The organism is Plantactinospora sp. WMMC1484, from assembly GCF_049315195.1.
Taxonomy (GTDB): Bacteria; Actinomycetota; Actinomycetes; order Mycobacteriales; family Micromonosporaceae; genus Plantactinospora.
On the sequence record NZ_CP186055.1, the window covers coordinates 3,778,175 to 3,794,390 of the forward strand.

Consider the following 16,216-nt stretch of genomic DNA (forward strand, 5'->3'; position numbering starts at 1 on the left):
GAGACCGCCATGACGGTCTTCGGGCTTCACGCCTCGCACGAGCAGATCCACCCGGCCGAATTGCTCCGGACGGTCGTCCGGGCCCAGGACGCGGGCTTCGACGCGGCCATGTCCTCCGACCACTTCTCGCCGTGGAGCTCCCGGCAGGGGCAGGCCGGCTTCGCCTGGTCGTGGCTGGGTGCCGCACTCCAGGCCACGACGCTGCCGTTCGGCATCGTCAACGCGCCGGGACAGCGCTACCACCCGGCGATCATCGCGCAGGCGATCGGCACCCTCGCCGCGATGTACCCGGGGCGCTTCTGGGCGGCGCTCGGCACCGGTGAGGCGAGCAACGAGCACATCACCGGGGAACGCTGGCCGCGCAAGGAGGTCCGGACCGCGCGCCTTCGGGAGTGCGTCGACGTGATCCGGGCGCTGCTGGCCGGCGAGGAGGTCAGCCACGACGGGCTGGTCACGGTGGACCGGGCCCGGCTCTGGACCCGACCCGACGAGCCGCCGGCACTTGTCGGTGCGGCGGTGACCGAGGCGACCGCCCGGTGGTGTGCCGAGTGGGCCGACGGACTGATCACGGTCAACGCGCCCGTGGAGCGGCTGCGCCGGATGGTGGACGCCTACCGGGACGCGGGTGGCCGGGGCAGGTTGCACCTCCAGGTGCACCTGAGCTGGGCGCCCGACCAGGCGGAGGCGACCCGGATCGCGTACGAGCAGTGGCGCAGCAACGTCTTCGAACCGCCGGTCTGCTGGGATCTGGAGCTGACCGACCACTTCGACGTCGTCTCGGCCAGCGTGCCGGCGGAACGTGTCGCCGAGGTGGTCAACGTCTCCGCCGACCTCGGCTGGCATGCCGCCCGGCTGCGGGAGTACGCCGAGCTCGGCTTCGACGAGATCTACCTGCACCACGTCGGGCAGCGGCAGGAGGCCTTCGTCGACACCTTCGGGGCGAAAGTGCTCCCCGAGATGCGGACGAGCATCTCGGGACAGGATTGACCGTGCCGGATTCACGCCGTCCCGTCGTCGCCACGCGGGCCCAGCCGGCGTTCGAGGAGCTGGCCCGGCCAGCGCCGGTCGGCCAGCGGCACGCTGAACGGCTCCGTGGCGGTGAAACCCTGGCCCTCGTAGTAGCGGATCAGCGCGCCGTCGTCGCCGGCGTAGCAGTCCACCCGGAGCAGGTCGACACCCCGGGCCCGGGCGAGTTCCTCGGCGAACCCCAGCAGCCGCGCGCCGATCCGGTGCCCGGCGTGTGCCCGGTCGCTGACCAGGAGGTTGACGTAGAGCTCGGGTTCGGTGGCTGGCGGGACGTGTGGCACGGCCCGGCCGACGACGATCGCGCCGACCGGCCGGCCGGCGAGTTCGGCCAGGTAGAGCTCGCCCTCGGCGGCCCAGCGGCGGACCTGGGCGATCCGGCGCGGGTTGCCGGAGTGGGACGCGCGGCCCCACTGGCCGGTGCGCCCGCGTTCCACGAGCCAGCGGGTGGCGCCGTCGAGCAGGGCGAGCACCGCGGCGACGTCGTCGGGACCGCCGGGCCGGACGGCGAGATCGGTTGCCACACCGTCCATCGTGGCAGAAGATCCATTTATAACCGCCACTGCGCAGACTACCGCGAATCGATCTCGCATCCGGCTCCGGCGACCAACGACGCCACGGGGGTTGTGCGACGCCCCGGCGCAGTCCAGGTCACCCGGCCGGTGCCCGTCCCCTGGAGGTCACGATGACGCCGACCGCCGCCGACCGCTTCCCCACCAGACACCTGCCCGGAGTGACCGTCCGAGAGCTACCGCCACCACCCCGCTCCGCCTGGTCCATCATCGGGCCAGGGGTGATCGCGGCGGGTGTCGGCCTGGCGTCCGGCGAGTTCATCCTCTACCCGTACATCGCCTCGCAGGTGGGGCTGGTCTTCCTCTGGGCCGCCGCGATCGGGATCGTCACCCAGTGGTTCATCAACATGGAGATCGAGCGCTACACCCTGGCCACCGGGGAGACGGCACTGACCGGCTTTTCGCGGTTCTGGCGCCACTGGGGTCTGGTCTTCGCGATCATGGTCTACTTCGCCAACCTCTGGCCGGGCTGGGCGACCAGTTCTGCCACGATGCTGACGTACCTCTTCGGCGGTGACGCCACCTGGATCGCCGTCGGCCTGTTGCTGCTGATCGGCGCCACCCTCACCCTGGCCCCGGTGGTCTACACCGCGCTGGAGCGGGTCGAGTTCGTCAAGGTCGGCCTGGTGCTGCTCTTCATCGTGGTCGCGGTCCTCTTCGCCATCTCTGCCGAGGCCTGGGGTGACCTGCCGACCGCGGTGACCGCACCCGAGTTCCCCACCGAGCTCGGCTTCGCGCTGATGCTCTCCGCGCTGGTCTTCGCCGGTGCCGGCGGCGGGCAGAACCTGGTGCAGTCCAACTGGATCCGGGACAAGGGCTACGGCATGGGCCGGTACGTGCCCCGGCTGGTCAGCCCGGTCACCGGCCGCGAGGAGGCGGCCCCGGACAGCCGGGGCTTCGTCTTCGAGCCGACCGAGGAGAACCTGACCCGCTGGCGGCGCTGGTGGCGGCTGGCCAACCGGGAGCAGGCGGTCACCTTCGCCCTGATCTCGTTCGTCACCATCGTGCTGACCTCGCTGCTCGCCTACTCCACCGTCTACGGGGTGCCCGGACTGGCGAACAGCGTGGACTTCCTCCGGGTCGAGGGGGAGCGGCTGAACGAGACCGTCGGCTCGTGGTTCGGCACCCTCTTCTGGGTGATCGGGGCGCTCTCGCTCTTCGCCGCCGCGATGGGCATCGTCGACTACACCAGCCGACTCGCCGCCGACGTGCTCAAGACGGCGTATCTGCCGCGGTTCTCCGAGAGCCGGATCTACTTCGCGCTGGTCTGGGGGCTGGTCGGCCTCGGCTGCGCCATCCTGCTGGCCGGCTTCGACCAGCCGCTGATCCTGCTGGTCATCTCCGCCTGCGTCGGCGGGCTGATGATGTTCTTCTACTCCATCCTGCTGCTGGTGCTCAACCGTCGCGTGCTGCCCGACCAGATTCGTCCGCGCTCCTACCGGGTGGTCGCGCTGGTCTGGGCGGTGCTGCTCTTCGGTGTCTTCTCGGCGCTCACCCTCTGGCAGCAGGGTGACCGGCTGCTCGACTGGCTGCGGTAGCCCGGCCGACGGTGCTCAGGGCGCGGACGGGTGGGATCACGGCACCCGCCCGTCCGGCTGCTCCTCGGGCGGCGGCAGCGTGTTCAGGCCGAGCCGTTCGGTCTCCTCCGCGAGCTCGTCGAGGAACCGTCCGATGTGCTCCTCGCCCATGGTCCTCAGCTGGTTGCTGACCCACTCGATACCGGCGCCGAACGACTGCCGCTGATCGGCAGTCATCGGCCAGAGCAGCATCGCCCGCTCCGAGGCCCGCGGCTCACCCCGGTAGGCGACCACCGCGTCCGCCGGAAGTGAGTCGAGCAGATCGGACCCGACTCCGGGATCGGCGGTGCGGTCCATCACCAGCTCCGCCGGGTCGGGCGCCGACCCGGCCGGTTCCGGCCGGGTCATCCCGGCTCACCCCGCCGGTCGGGGCTCGGATACTCCACGTCCCGGAGGAGGCCGACGTAGTGGTGGAGTTCATCGCGGAGCCGGAAGAAGAGGTACGTGGCGACCAGCCCGCCGATCAGCCCGACCGCGAAGACGCCGAGGTTCACCCTGACTTCCCCGAGCAGCGGCACCGTCGGATGGGCGAGCAGCCACCCCGGCGAAGGCTGCACGTAGAGCAGCGCCGCGACGAGTGAGGTGGCACCGGTGGTCACCAGCCCGGCGAAGGTGGTCAGCGAGGAGCGGCGCAGCTTCTCCATCGAGTAGCCGACGAAGGTCGCCGCGACCGGCGAGATGGCGAGCAGGAACGTGAGTACGTCGCCGGAGATCCGGTCGCCGTTGTTGTCGGGTACGAGCAGGGCGAGAAGGGTGATCACCGCTGCGGAGAGAGCGGCCAACCAGGAGGTGAGGCCCAGCGCACCCGGTGGGACCTCGTCGAAGACCACCTCCATCACCAGGTCCGCCGGATCGCGACAGGTGTCGAAGCGTCGCGCGTAGAGATGGGCGTACGGCAGTGCCTGGCGACGCCGTACCCGTAGGTAGGCGTGTTTGCTCATGGCCCGGATGGCGTTCTGGTCCACGCTGGCCCCTGACCTGGCCGACTGCACCGAATGCACCTTGACGTAGGTGTTCGGGCCGGCCCGCATCCGGAAGTGGTAGCTGGTGGTGGTGAACGGCAGGTTCAGCGGTACGACGAAGGTGTTCGGTGCGAGGCCGAGCCGGACGCGCCGCCGGCCGTGCGACGAGGCCGCCCGGCCGTAGACCGGCATGGTTTTGGTGTAGCGCAGGATCCAGGCGTACCCGTCCGGCGGCGGTACCTCGGCGATGACCACGTAGTTGCGGACCAGGAACGAGCAGACACCGCGCAGCCGGCGCAGATCCGTCGCGTCGGCACTGTCCCGGATCGGCGCGACGTTGCGGTCGAAGTACGCGTCGGCATCGGCCACCGAGATCCGATCGGCCTGGAAGACCAGTCGGAGCAGGGCAAAGAGTACGGCGTCCCGTCGCCGCTCGTCCGCCGCATGTACCGCCTCGCCGAAGGTCTCCCAGAAGAGTTGCCGCAGCACGTGTGCGACGACACCCCGGGCGTTCTCCTGGGACAGGAACGGCACCGGATCCCCAGCCCGGTCGAAGGTCTCGATGTTGTCCAGCATGGCGCCCTTGGTGCTCAGGATCATCGGTATCAGCATCACCCGGGACTGGTCGGAGGCCGGACCGGCGGCCCCCCGGTCCCCGGCGCCGTCGTCACCGGGCGGGCCCGACGGACCCTCGGCGTCCTCCGGTTCGGTCCGCCGGTCGTGCCGTCGTGACTGCCTGGTGAGCAGCGCGGAGGCTCGGCCGGACAGGCTGGTGCGTCGGCCGCCGCCGTTGTTCTCAGCGGTCGCTCCCGTACGCGGCAGCGGGGCGGGATGCTCCGGGTCGCTCGCCGAGGACCTCCCGAGCAGGGTCTCCTCGCGAAGCCCGAGCAGGTCCTCCGGCCCGGCGCTGAACATGGTGGAGACCGCCACCCGCAGGCACTCCTCCACCTGTTGGACCTCGTCGGTGATCCGGACCTGGTACCTCGCCGGGTCGAGCAGAATCTGGCCGAACAGCCGGATGGCGGGCGCCGGGTAGGTGCGGCTCACCCGGATCATCGACCGGAGAATCTCCCGGTCGGCGTCGTGCTGGTCGAGCCTGACCGGGGGCGGCGGGCCGGGGACGCGTTCCAGGTGTTGCCGTCGCCGCCAGTGTTGCCGGGCCGTCTCCCGGGCTCCCACCACCAGATGGGCCGCCACCAACAGTCCCATCAGCCGGAGGACCCCCTCGGCCGTCCAGACCGGGATGCCGAGCCAGCCAGCCGTCCGGAGCAGCAGGTCGACCGGTCCATCCACTATCGACGCCAGCGTGACGACCGCGGCCGCGGCGAGCTGGCCCAGACAGGCGGCGACCGAGCGGAACGTCTCTGCTCTGCCCACGAGCCCTCCCGGGTCGGTTCTTCGCCCGGCGATCTCCGCATCCGATGTCGCGCCCTCGGTGGCTGGTTCGCGAGGCAAGATGATGTCTCTTCGTGACTACAGCCTCGCGGAAAGCTAAGATCGGCTACCTCCCCCGGACGGGCGCGACCGAGCCGAAAGCGCGGGCCCGAACCGGTCGGGCGAGTCGGCGGGCCGTCCAGAGCGGGCTCACTGGAAGTACGGGGTCGCCGGCCCGAAGCGCCGACCGCCGATCGGCCCACAGACGCTGGTGAGCCCGGTCCGACGCAGGTCGGGTCCGGGCTCACCAGCGGTGGTGGGTACGTCAGGTGCAGGACACCCCGTTGACGGTGAACAGTGCCGGGCTCGGATTCGGGCCACCGGCGGTGGTGGCGTTGAAGCCGAACATCTGGCTGGCACCCGGCATGATCCGCGAGTTGTACGACTCGTTCCGCGCGGTGACCCGGGCACCCGCCTGGGTCACCTTCGCCATCCACGCCTCCCGGACCTTCTGGTCGCCGTGGAACGCGAAGCTCAGGGTCCAGCCGTTGATCGGGGCGGTGCCGGTGTTGGTGATGGTCGCCTGCGCGGTGAATCCGCCGCCCTCGGCCCAGGCACCGTGGTTGACGTAGCTCACCCGGCAGCCGGAGCCGGCCGGCACGGTCGGGGCGCTGCCCTGGTCGGCGAGGAACGAGGCGATCCAGGCCAGCGCCGAGTTCCAGTTGATCGCGACCTCGTTGGTGGCGTACGAGGCGATGTCGTCGACGTAGCAGAACATCGGGGCACAGCCCTCCAGCAACTGCTCCGCGAACGGGTCGTCGAGACTGGCGTTCGCGCCACCGGCGATCGAGCCGGCCGGCGGGTTCGGCAGCGACTCGTCGTACTGGTTGCCGAAGATCCGGCTGTGCTGGTTCTCCGACGCCTTCTCGCCCCAGCCGGTCACGTACGACTGGTTGAGCGCGTTGCGGCCGAAGATGTAGTCCATCCCCTGCACCGCGCCGTCCCGGTATGTGGCCTCTCCGGTCAGGTCGAAGGCGGTGGCCAGCACGACCGCGTTGTTGATGATGTTGCTGTTGGCGCCCCAGAAGTAGCTGCCCGGGGTGCCCGGCATCGGCAGTCCGTACGCCTGCCCCCGCGCCGTCGCCAGGTAGCCGTCGGCGGCGGCCACCACCGAGGCGCGGATCCGGTCCCGCTCGGCCGCGGGCAGGCCGCTCGGCACGGTGGCCAGGTCGAGCCGGCCGAGCGCGGCGGTGCTGCCCCAGCCGAAGCCGTGCGCCGCGAAGACCTCGTCGTCGGTGTGGTGCGGCGACGCGGTCAGGTCGGCCAGGTAGGACGACTCGCCGGTGCTCAGGTAGAGCTCGGCGGCGGCCCAGTAGAACTCGTCGGTCACGTCGCCGTCGCTGTACGCGCCGCCGCCGTTGCCGTCCTGCGGCGAGGCGTACCGGGTCGGGTTCGCCTTCGCCGCCGCGTACGCCGTGGTGGCGGCGGTCCGGCAGCGCTGCGCGAACGCCGCGTCGTACGGGGCGTAGAGCCGGGCGCACTGTGCGGCCGTGGCGGCGAGGTTGAGCGTGGCGGCGGTGGACGGCGGGTGCAGTTCGCGCAGCTCCGGATCGTCCTCGGGTTGCAGCGGCAGCCCGGTCCAGTTCCGGTCGTGCATCTTGTGGTGCGCCATCCCGGCCAGCGGCTCACCGGCCGGCACCTGCATCCGCAGCAGGAACTCGAGCTCCCAGCGCGCCTCGTCGAGGATGTCCGGCACGCCGTTGTCGCGCTCGGGCAGCCGGAGGGTGCCGTCGCCGAGCGCCGCGCCGCCACCGGCGGTGGGGGCGGTCTTGGTCCGCTCGAAGGCGTTCAGCAGCTGGTAGGTGGCGATACCGCCGTTGACGACGTACTTGCCGTGGTCGCCCGCGTCGTACCAGCCGCCCCGGACGTCGAGGCGGTAGTCGCAGACCCCGGGCTGGCAGGGCACGTCGGTGTCGCCCCGGTTCGGCGCGACGCCGAGGTGCCCGGCCGGCCGGGCGTACTCCTCGCCGACCAGGTCACCGTCGATGGCGATGCCGCTGCGCTGGATGTAGAAGAACTGCAGCGAGTCGGAGCGGAGCTGCTTCCAGACGTCGGTGGAGATGTCGAACGGGTGGCTGGTCTCACCGTCGGCCCGCAGCGTGTAGCCGGTGCCGGCGGTCCGGTAGCCGGAGAAGTCGATGCTGTGCACGTTCTGCGCCGAGGCCTGGTCCACGCCGCGCGGCGTGGACCGCCCGCTGGCCACCACGGCACCGGCGGCCGACGTCAGCTCCCAGCCGAGCGCCTCGGTGGCCTCGGTGACCAGGGTGGCGTTCTTCGGCCCGGTCGGCAGGTAGCCGACCTGGTTGACCCGGATCCGCGGCCCGGTGTCCGGGATGTACGGCGGCTCCTCCTCGCCGCCGAGCAGCGAGGCGTTGTCCAGGCAGAAGGTGAACGCCTCGGCGTTGCCGCCGACCTGGAAGGCCACCTGTGCGACCTCGGTGTCGGCGGTGGCGGTGAAGGTCCGCTCGATCCGCTGCGCCTCGGCGCCGAAGGTGATGTCCTCGGCGAAGTACGACGTGTACGGGTCGACGCCGAGCTGCACCGCCACCCGGACGGTCGCGCCGGGATCGGCGGAGGCGTCGAAGGAGAGCGTGTACGACTCGCCGTTGATCAGCGTCACGTCGTTCTGCCCGACGCCGCCGTCCCAGGGGTTGGCCAGGCCGCCCGGCACCGCCGAGCAGAGCCGGCCGTCGGTGACCTGGGTGGAGGTGGTGCCGTAGGAGTACCAGCCGGAGGTGCCGTCGGCGAAGTCGCCGTTCTGGAGCTGCTCCGCGCCGCCGGGCGGCGGCTCGGTCGGGGCGTCGCTGCGCAGCGAGACGTCGTCCAGGCAGAACGTGTATGCCTCGGCCGCGCCGCCGAGCTGGAAGGTGAGGGTGCCATTGTCGGAGTCGAGGGTGCCGGTGAACTCGTACCCGAACTCCTCGGCCGTGGCGTCGAGCGCGACGTCCCGGGAGAGGACCGTGGTGTACGGGTCCTCGTTGAGCTGGACGTTCGCCTTGACGGTGACCGGCGCGCTGGTCGAGGCGCGGAAGCTCAGCGCGTAGCTGGCGCCGTCGGCGAGCGGGATGGTGTTGTGCCCGAGGCTGGCGTCCCAGGGGTTGGTCAGGCCGCCGGGGACCTCGGTGCAGAGCTGGCCGTCGACGGCGGCGAGGCTCAGGTTGGCGCTGCCCCACCAGGGGGCGGTGCCGTCGGTGAAGGTGCCGTTCACGATGTGTTCGGTGAGTGCCAGCGGCGCGACCGAGCCGCCGGGCCGGGCGGGTGCGCCGTCGGGCCGGGCGTGTGCGCCGGTGGCGGTCCCGGCGAGAGTGCCGGTGAGCATCAGGGCGGCCGTGGCGAGCAGGGTCACCGCGCGGGAGGGCGGCCGGGGACGGTGGCGGGGTCGGAGCACGGGGGATCCCTTCCGGTGGGGCGGGCAGCGTTGCTGGGAGCGCTCCCAATGGAAGCCGATGTTGCCAGCCCGTTTCTGGCATGTCAATCGATCGACCTGGATCAGATTTCCGCTGGTCGGCCGCGCCGGGCCTGGACAGCGGCACCGGAGCTACTCGCCGTTGGTGGTCCGGATGGCCACGGACGGTAAATTTCGATCGCCACTCCGGCCCGATGGTGATCTACTGCAAGCATTTCGGCCGTCTTTTTGGCAGGCTGCCTGCCATGAGCCTGAAGCTGCGATCCGTGGCGGTGAGCGACCGCGGCCTGATCCGGGGTGCGAACCAGGATTCCGTGCACGCCGGCCCCTGGCTGCTCGCCGTGGCCGACGGCATGGGAGGGATGGCGGCCGGCGACCTGGCCAGCACCCTCGCCATCGAGGCGATCCGCCCGCTCGACGTGGAGACCCCGGAGGAGGGGCTCGTCGCGGCGCTGCAGGGCGCGGTGGACACGGCGAGCGCCGGCATCCGCGCGGCGGTCGCCGAGGACGCGGAACGACAGGGCATGGGGACCACCCTCACCGCGCTGCTACTCGCCCGCACCGGCACCTGCCTCGCCCTGGCCCACGTCGGCGACTCCCGGGCGTACCTGCTGCGTGGCGGCACGATGACGCAGCTCACCAGGGACGACACCTTCGTGCAGATGCTTGTCGACGAGGGGGTGATCAGCCCGGAGGAGGCGCAGAACCATCCCCGGCGGGCGGTGGTCACCCGGGCGTTGCAGGGCGAGCCCGTCACACCCACGTACACCACCGTGGTGCCGGAGGCGGGCGACCGCTGGCTGCTCTGCAGCGACGGGCTCTCCAATGTGGTCCGCCCGGAGAGCCTGGCCGAGGCGTTGCTCGGCCATCCGGAGCCGGCGGACTGCGCACAGCGCCTGGTCGACCTGGCCCTGCGGGCGGGCGGGCCGGACAACATCACCGTCGTGGTCGCGGACATCGTCGACGCCCCCTGAGCGTCCCGGCCGCCGCTCCCGCCACCGGCACGTCGGCCAGCGCCGCTCCCGCCACCGGCACGTCGGCCAGCGCCGCTCCCGCCACCGGCACGTCGGCCAGCGCCGCTCCGCCCGGCTACCGACGGCGGGGTTGCGGTCCCCGGCTCGGGAGTGCCTCCGCCGGATCGGCCGGCCAGGGGTGCCGGGGATAGCGGCCGCGCAGCTCGGCGCGGACCTGGGGATAGCCGGTCCGCCAGAACGAGGCGAGGTCCCGGGTCACCGCGACCGGCCGGCCGGCCGGGGAGAGCAGGTGCAGCAGCACCGGCACCCGCCCGCCGGCGATCCGGGGCACGTCCTGCCAGCCGAAGGTCTCCTGCAACTTCACGGCCAGCACCGGTGCGGCCGGGTCGGCGTAGTCGACCTGGTAGCGGGAGCCGCTCGGCACGGCCAGCCGTTCCGGGGCCAGCTCGTCCAGCCGGGCCGCCTCCCGCCAGGACAGTAGCCGGCGCAACGCGGTCGCGACGTCGATCCGGGAAAGGTCGGCGCGGCGCCGGGCGGCGGCCAACTCGGGGCCCAGCCAATCCTCGATCCGGTCGAGCAGCGCTGCGTCGGTCACCTCCGGCCAGTTGCCCGCGAGGGCGTGTCGGCAGAAGGCGAGCCGGGCCCGCAACTCCCGCGCGCGTGGTGTCCAGGTCAGCAACTCGAGCCCGGCCTGGCGCACCCCGTCGCGGAGCGCTGTGGCGACCCGGGCGGGATCCGGCCGGGGCAGCGGACGGTCCAGCAGGACGATCGCGCCCAGCCGTTCCACCTCCCGGGCCACCACGTCCCCACCGGACCAGGCGATCTCCTCCTCCCGGCGCAGCAGCGCGGCGCCGGCCTCCCGGGCGGTGGCCTCGTCGACCACCGCCGCCTGCCGGATCGCCGCGCCCGGCCGTCCCGGTGCGCGGTCGGCCACCGCGATCGCCAGCCACTCCGCTCCGGCCAGCGGCGAGCCCGGCGCGAGTTCCGCCGCGGTGCCGCCGGCCATCAGGTACGTCTCACCGCCGGCCTGCCGGACCCGGGCCAGCCGTTCCGGGTACGCCAACCCGACCAGCAGCCCCGCGGCCAGATCGTCCGGCAACGCCTGCCCCGGCCGACCGGTGCCGTCCTGCCTGGCCGCGGTCGGCGTGTCACCGCCACCGCTGTCGGTGCTCGGTGTGCCGTCTCTCGGCTGGGCGGGCGGCGGCTCGTCCAGGGCGCTGCGCAACCTGCGCGCCTCTGCCCGCCACCGCGAGCCGGCGGCGTCGGTGCCGGAGCGGAGCCGGCGCCACACGGCGGCCAGGTCGTCGCCGGGAACCGCCTCGGCGAGTACCGCGACAACCTCGGCGGCCCGGCGCGGCCCCACCACCCCGGCGCCGTCCAGCAGGGCGCGGGCCAGCCGTGGCTGGGCGCCGAGCGCCGCCATCGCCCGGCCCCGACCGGTCACCCGGCCGTCCGGTCCGGTGGCGCCGAGCGCGTGGAGGGTTGCCCGGGCCACCTGCATGGCCACTGCCGGAGGCGGGTCCGGCAACGCCAGGCCGGTGCCGTCCGGGCTTCCCCAGCAGGTGAGCTGGAGCGCGAACGCGGTCAAATCGGCGACGGCGATCTCCGGCTCGGGCTGCGCCGGCAGCCGCTCGTGCTCCGCCGCCGACCAGCAGCGATAGACCCGGCCCGGCGCCTCCCGACCGGCGCGACCGGCCCGCTGGGCCGCCGCCGCCCGGGAGACCGGCACCGTGACCAGCGCGCCGAGCCCTCGGGCCAGGTCGGTCCGGGCCATCCGGCTCAGCCCGGCGTCGACCACCACGCGGACACCGGGCACGGTGAGGCTGGTCTCCGCGACCGCGGTGGCCAGTACGATCCGGCGTCGAGCGGCGGCCGGACGCAGCGCGGCGTCCTGTTCGGCGCTGGACTGCCGGCCGTGCAGGCGTATCAGGTCGGTGCTGGGCAGTCCGGTGAGCCGGCCGGCGACGCCGTCGATCTCACCGGCGCCGGGGAGGAAGACGAGCAGGTCACCGCCGTGCTCGGCCAGTGCCCGGCGTACGGTGGCGGCCACGTGGTCGAGCAGCCGGGGATCGACGCGCAGCCCGTGCGGCGGGTCGACCGGCCGGGGCGGCGGAGCCCAGAGCACCTCGACCGGATGCGCCCGACCCTCGGCGCGCACCACCGGGGCCGGCTCCGCCGCCGTGCCGAGCAGCGCGCCGAGCCGCTCCTCCGGCGCGGTCGCCGACATGGCCAGCAGTCGCAGCTCGGGCCGGAGCGCCGCCCGGACCTCGATGGCGAACGCCAGGGCCAGGTCCGCATCGAGCTGCCGCTCGTGCGCCTCGTCGAGGAGTACGGCACCGACGCCGGGAAGTTCCGGGTCGTGTTGCAGCCGCTGCACCAGCAAGCCGGTGGTGACCACCTCGATCCGGGTCCGGGCGCTGCTCCGGCGCTCGCCGCGTACGGCGTAGCCGACGGTGCCGCCGACCCGTTCGCCGAGCAGCTCCGCCATCCGGCGGGCGGCGGCCCGGGCCGCGACCCGGCGCGGCTGGGCGACGACGATCCGCCCGTCGACCCGCTCGGCCAGGGCCAGCGGCACCAGGGTCGTCTTGCCGGCTCCGGGCGGAGCCACCAGGACGGCGGCACCGGGCTGCCGCATCGCCTCGAGCAGGGGCGGCAGGACGTGCCGGACCGGCAGATCGGGTTCGGCATCCGGCGGTGGCATCCGGCCAGTCTCGCACCGGTGCCACCCGGAACGGCGCCGGTACCGGTACCGCACCGGAACCGCTCACCCAGGGAGGCGCGGCAGGGCTCATCCGGGGATGCGTGGGACGGCGTCGCCGGAGGACATCGGGACGGCTCGCCCGGCGGCAGCCGGACAGGGCGCGGCCGATCCGCCCCACACGGCGGATCGGCCGCGTTTCAGCGAGCCTCAGTAGGTGTCGGCGAGTTGGCCGCGGAGTTTGGTGAGGGCGCGGGTGAGGAGGCGGCTGATGTGCATTTGGGAGACGCCGATCTGTTCGGCGATCTGGGATTGGGTGAGGTTGCCGTAGAAGCGGAGGGTGAGGATTTTCTGTTCGCGTTCGTCGAGGGTGGCGAGGGCGGGGCCGAGGGCGACGCGGAGTTCGGCGAGTTCGTATTGGTTGTCGTCGCTGCCGAGGAGGTCGCCGAGTTCGGTGGTGCGTTCGCCGTCGCCGGTGGGGGTGGAGAGGGAGACGGCGTTGTAGGCGCGGGCGCCTTCGAGTCCTTCGAGGATTTCTTCTTCGGTGAGGTTGAGGTGGGTGGCGATGTCGGTGATGGTGGGTGAGCGGCCGAGGGTTTGCAGGAGGGTGCTGTTGGCTTCGCTGATGGCGAGGCGGAGTTCTTGGAGGCGGCGGGGGACGCGGATGTCCCAGGTGCGGTCGCGGAAGTGTCGTTTGAGTTCGCCGATGATGGTGGGGATGGCGTAGCCGGCGAAGTCGACGCCGCGGGTGGGGTCGTATTTGTCGATGGCTTTGATGAGGCCGACGGCGGCGGTTTGGGTGAGGTCGTCGGTGGGTTCGCCGCGTCCGCTGTAGCGGTGGGCGAGGTGGTGGGCGAGGGGGAGCCAGGCTTCGATGGCTTTGTCGCGGAGGGTGGGTCGGTCGGGGTGGTGGGTGGGTAGGGCGGTCATGGCGAGGAGGAGGTCGGTGGCGGTGTCGGTGAGTGCCGGGGTGGTGCGGGTGGTGGTGTGGATGGTGTCGGTTGTCATGGTGGTTCTCCCTGCGCTGTGGGTGGGCGGGGGATGGGTGTCTCGGGTTCGTGTTCGTCGTGTGGTGGTGCGGTGGCGGTGGTGTGGTGGTGATGGTGTGGTGGTTGCCTGTTCAGGCATCACCTTAGCCCGTTGGTATTGGCTTAGGCTAGCCGAACGGCTGATGTATAAAAGGGATAAACTCGGGCACAGGTGGCAACATGCATAGTTTGCCGGCTCGATTAGGCTCGCGATGATGAGCTACGTCGCCGGATTGGTGCTCGCGGCCGGTGCCGGTCGGCGTTACGGCGGGCCCAAGGCGCTGGTGCGGCTCCGCGGCCGGCTGCTGATCGAACGGGCGGTCCAGGTGGCCCGGGACGGTGGCTGTGCGCCGGTGGTCGCCGTGCTCGGCGCCGCCGCCGGGACGGTCCGGTCCCGGGCGGAACTCGGCAATGCGGTGCCGGTGGAGAATCCCGACTGGGCGACCGGGATGGGCTCGTCGCTCCGGGTCGGCCTGGCCGCGCTGCACGACTCCGCCGCCGTCGCGGCGGTCGTCCTGCTGGTCGACATGCCGGGGATCACCGCCGAGGCGGTCCGCCGGATGGTCGACCTCGCCGCGCCGGACGCGCTCGGCACGGCCGGCTACGGGACCCGGCGCGGCCATCCGGTGCTGCTCGGCCGGTCCCACTGGCCAGGGGTGGCCGAACTCGCCGTCGGCGACGTGGGAGCCCGGCCCTACCTGCGCCGGCATGGGGCGCGGCTGCGGGTCGTACCCTGCGACGACGTGGCGGACGACGCTGACCTGGACCGCCCACCCCCGTGAGAAATCTGGACCGCCCACCCCCGTGAGGGATGGGGAGCGGGCCCTTCCGCGCAGAATCAGTGCGGCAGCCGCAGGGCGAGGTAGAGGTCGACCCGGTCGGGAAACCGGGACAGGTCCCGCCCGGTGAGCTGCTCGACCCGGCCGATCCGGTAGCGCAGGGTGTTGACGTGCAGGTGCAACCGGGCGGCGGCCCGGCTCCACGAGCCGGCGCAGGCCAGAAACTCGTCAAGCGTCGCCACCAGGTCGGTGTCGTGCTCCCGGTCGTAGGCCAGCACCGGGCCGAGTACCCGGTCCCGGAACGCCCGCCGTGCCTCGGGCGGTACGCCGGAGAGCAGCAGCAGGTGCGAGGCGAGATCGCCGGCCGAGACCACGATGCCGGTGCCGGAGGCGGCGAGCGCCGTCGTCAGGGCATGCCCCGCCTGCTCCACCGCACCCGGCAGGGCCTCCGGCCCGGCGGCCGGACCGCTGATCCCCACCCCGACACGACCGGTGCCGAGCCCGGGAACCAGCCCGGCCACCACGCCCCGGACCGCGTCGGGAAACCCGGCCAGCTCGGCCGGCCCGCCGCCCAGGACGGCGAGCACCGTCCCGGGCCGGGCGGCACCGGTGACCATGGCCGGCACCGCCATGACGCGGACGAGTTCCTCGGTGACCGCGACCGCCAGCTCCGGGGGCGTGGTCAGGCCGGTGAGCCGGAGGGCCAGCACCAGCAGGGTCCCGTGCGGGGCCAGCCCGCCGGGCAGCAGCGCGGCCCGCAGCTCCGCCGGGGACGCGCCGCCGGCCAGGGCGGCACCGAGCTGGTCGGCGAGCCGCCGCTCGACCCGGTCCGCCTCGTCGGCGTGCGCCCGTTCCAGCGCGACCAGACTGACCAGCTCGGCCGCCACCTCGGGAAGCCCCGGTGCCGACCCGGTACCGCCGGAGGCGTCCCGGATCGCGCAGGCCAACAGCCAGGAGGCGAGCCGGTGCTCGGGGCGGCCGGGCACGGCAACGAGCCAGTACCGCCGGCCCTCCGCCTCGGCCAGCGCCGGCAGTCGGCCGGCGGTCAGGAACGACGTCGCCAGCCGGCGTCGGGTGCCGGACGGGATCGGCCCGGTGCCGGCGACGGTCCGCCCGGTCGCGCTCAACACCCAGCACTCCACCCCGAGGTCCGCGGCGACCGGCGGAAGCAGGTCGGCCAGGCGGGCGCCGCCGGCCATCGCCGTGACCAGACCCCGGTACCTGCCGAGCACCGTCGCCAGCCCATTGGCCCGGCGCGCCCAGACCGTCGGGGTGACCTCGTCGATGATGTCCCGGAAGGAGATCTCGACCGGTACCTCGAACAGTGGTACGCCGTGCCGCCGGCACGCCGCCACCAGGTCCAGCGGCACGGACCCGTACGCCGCGTCGCCGGCTCCGATCGCGGCGACTCCGGCCGAGGCGCAGGCGGCCACGAACCCCTCCGAGTCGTCGGCGTGCCGGCGCCACATCAGCCCGGTCAGCACGATCTCGCCGCCGGAGAGGTAACGGCGCGGGTCGGGCAGGTCGGTGACGTACACCCGGCTGACCGGACGGTCCAGGTCCGCCTCGCCGGTGAGCAGGGTCAGCCGCAACTGGGGCCGGTCCAGTGCCTCGCGCAGCAGCATCGCGTACCACTCCGATCACGGCGGCGGGCCGGTTGGAGGAATCTACGAAAACCATACGGTGGGCGGCGGTGGTTTCGGTGCTTGCGCCGCTTACCCCCGACCACAACCGGCTGCTGTACTGCTGGCTACCGGGAGAGG

11 protein-coding genes are annotated in these 16,216 nt (G+C 72.8%); 4 read left to right on the forward strand and 7 right to left on the reverse strand.

The window, feature by feature from the left end:
• Nucleotides 1-9 precede the first annotated feature (9 nt).
• Complete coding sequence (locus ACN28C_RS16580; RefSeq protein ID WP_422774332.1) at nt 10-987, forward strand: TIGR03885 family FMN-dependent LLM class oxidoreductase; 978 nt, start codon at nt 10-12, stop codon at nt 985-987.
• A gap of 11 nt (nt 988-998) precedes the next feature.
• Here the strand turns inward: ACN28C_RS16580 and ACN28C_RS16585 are convergent, their stop codons facing one another.
• Nucleotides 999-1,547 carry a GNAT family N-acetyltransferase gene (locus tag ACN28C_RS16585; protein WP_422774333.1) on the reverse strand — a complete coding sequence of 183 codons (549 nt, stop codon included), beginning with the start codon at nt 1,545-1,547 and terminating at the stop codon, nt 999-1,001.
• Nucleotides 1,548-1,708: 161 nt separating this feature from the next.
• Between ACN28C_RS16585 and ACN28C_RS16590 the strand changes: the two genes are divergently transcribed.
• A complete protein-coding gene (locus ACN28C_RS16590; RefSeq protein WP_422774334.1) occupies nt 1,709-3,133 on the forward strand; it encodes an Nramp family divalent metal transporter in 1,425 nt (474 codons plus the stop codon).
• Between the two features lie 36 nt (nt 3,134-3,169).
• Here the strand turns inward: ACN28C_RS16590 and ACN28C_RS16595 are convergent, their stop codons facing one another.
• The 3 genes from ACN28C_RS16595 to ACN28C_RS16605 all read right to left on the reverse strand — a co-directional run bounded on the left by ACN28C_RS16595 (nt 3,170) and on the right by ACN28C_RS16605 (nt 8,887).
• A complete protein-coding gene (locus tag ACN28C_RS16595) occupies nt 3,170-3,520 on the reverse strand; it encodes a hypothetical protein (protein WP_422774335.1) in 351 nt (116 codons plus the stop codon).
• Nucleotides 3,517-5,511: a hypothetical protein gene (locus tag ACN28C_RS16600; RefSeq protein WP_422774336.1), complete on the reverse strand. Its 1,995-nt coding sequence runs from the start codon at nt 5,509-5,511 to the stop codon at nt 3,517-3,519. Before ACN28C_RS16600 ends, ACN28C_RS16595 begins: the two co-directional genes overlap by 4 nt.
• 322 nt (nt 5,512-5,833) lie before the next feature.
• A complete protein-coding gene (locus ACN28C_RS16605; RefSeq protein WP_422774706.1) occupies nt 5,834-8,887 on the reverse strand; it encodes a glycoside hydrolase family 9 protein in 3,054 nt (1,017 codons plus the stop codon).
• 332 nt (nt 8,888-9,219) lie between these two features.
• Between ACN28C_RS16605 and ACN28C_RS16610 the strand changes: the two genes are divergently transcribed.
• Nucleotides 9,220-9,948, forward strand: coding sequence for a PP2C family protein-serine/threonine phosphatase (locus ACN28C_RS16610; protein WP_422774337.1), 729 nt, complete (start codon nt 9,220-9,222; stop codon nt 9,946-9,948).
• A gap of 115 nt (nt 9,949-10,063) precedes the next feature.
• On the opposite strand, the gene hrpB is transcribed toward ACN28C_RS16610, so the two are convergent.
• Together hrpB and ACN28C_RS16620 are read right to left on the reverse strand one after the other, a co-directional pair.
• A complete protein-coding gene (hrpB, locus tag ACN28C_RS16615) occupies nt 10,064-12,649 on the reverse strand; it encodes an ATP-dependent helicase HrpB (protein WP_422774338.1) in 2,586 nt (861 codons plus the stop codon).
• A 207-nt stretch (nt 12,650-12,856) separates the two neighbouring features.
• Nucleotides 12,857-13,654 (reverse strand): SigB/SigF/SigG family RNA polymerase sigma factor, encoded by a 798-nt coding sequence (locus ACN28C_RS16620; RefSeq protein WP_422774339.1) that lies wholly within the window; start codon nt 13,652-13,654, stop codon nt 12,857-12,859.
• Between the two features lie 235 nt (nt 13,655-13,889).
• Between ACN28C_RS16620 and ACN28C_RS16625 the strand changes: the two genes are divergently transcribed.
• On the forward strand, nt 13,890-14,456 hold the full coding sequence (locus ACN28C_RS16625) for a nucleotidyltransferase family protein (protein WP_422774340.1): 567 nt from the start codon (nt 13,890-13,892) through the stop codon (nt 14,454-14,456).
• 56 nt (nt 14,457-14,512) lie between these two features.
• Here ACN28C_RS16625 and ACN28C_RS16630 read toward each other — a convergent pair whose 3' ends face one another.
• Nucleotides 14,513-16,078 carry a PucR family transcriptional regulator gene (locus ACN28C_RS16630; RefSeq protein WP_422774341.1) on the reverse strand — a complete coding sequence of 522 codons (1,566 nt, stop codon included), beginning with the start codon at nt 16,076-16,078 and terminating at the stop codon, nt 14,513-14,515.
• Nucleotides 16,079-16,216 lie beyond the last annotated feature (138 nt).

Bases quoted from the DNA above. Each gene is read 5' to 3' on its own strand.
- ACN28C_RS16580 (WP_422774332.1), top strand. From the start codon at position 10: ATGACGGTCTTCGGGCTTCACGCCTCGCACGAGCAGATCCACCCGGCC.
- ACN28C_RS16590 (WP_422774334.1), top strand. From the start codon at position 1,709: ATGACGCCGACCGCCGCCGACCGCTTCCCCACCAGACACCTGCCCGGA.
- ACN28C_RS16595 (WP_422774335.1), bottom strand. From the start codon at position 3,520: ATGACCCGGCCGGAACCGGCCGGGTCGGCGCCCGACCCGGCGGAGCTG.
- ACN28C_RS16605 (WP_422774706.1), bottom strand. From the start codon at position 8,887: ATGCTCACCGGCACTCTCGCCGGGACCGCCACCGGCGCACACGCCCGG.
- ACN28C_RS16610 (WP_422774337.1), top strand. From the start codon at position 9,220: ATGAGCCTGAAGCTGCGATCCGTGGCGGTGAGCGACCGCGGCCTGATC.
- hrpB (WP_422774338.1), bottom strand. From the start codon at position 12,649: ATGCCACCGCCGGATGCCGAACCCGATCTGCCGGTCCGGCACGTCCTG.
- ACN28C_RS16620 (WP_422774339.1), bottom strand. From the start codon at position 13,654: ATGACAACCGACACCATCCACACCACCACCCGCACCACCCCGGCACTC.
- ACN28C_RS16625 (WP_422774340.1), top strand. From the start codon at position 13,890: ATGAGCTACGTCGCCGGATTGGTGCTCGCGGCCGGTGCCGGTCGGCGT.
- ACN28C_RS16630 (WP_422774341.1), bottom strand. From the start codon at position 16,078: ATGCTGCTGCGCGAGGCACTGGACCGGCCCCAGTTGCGGCTGACCCTG.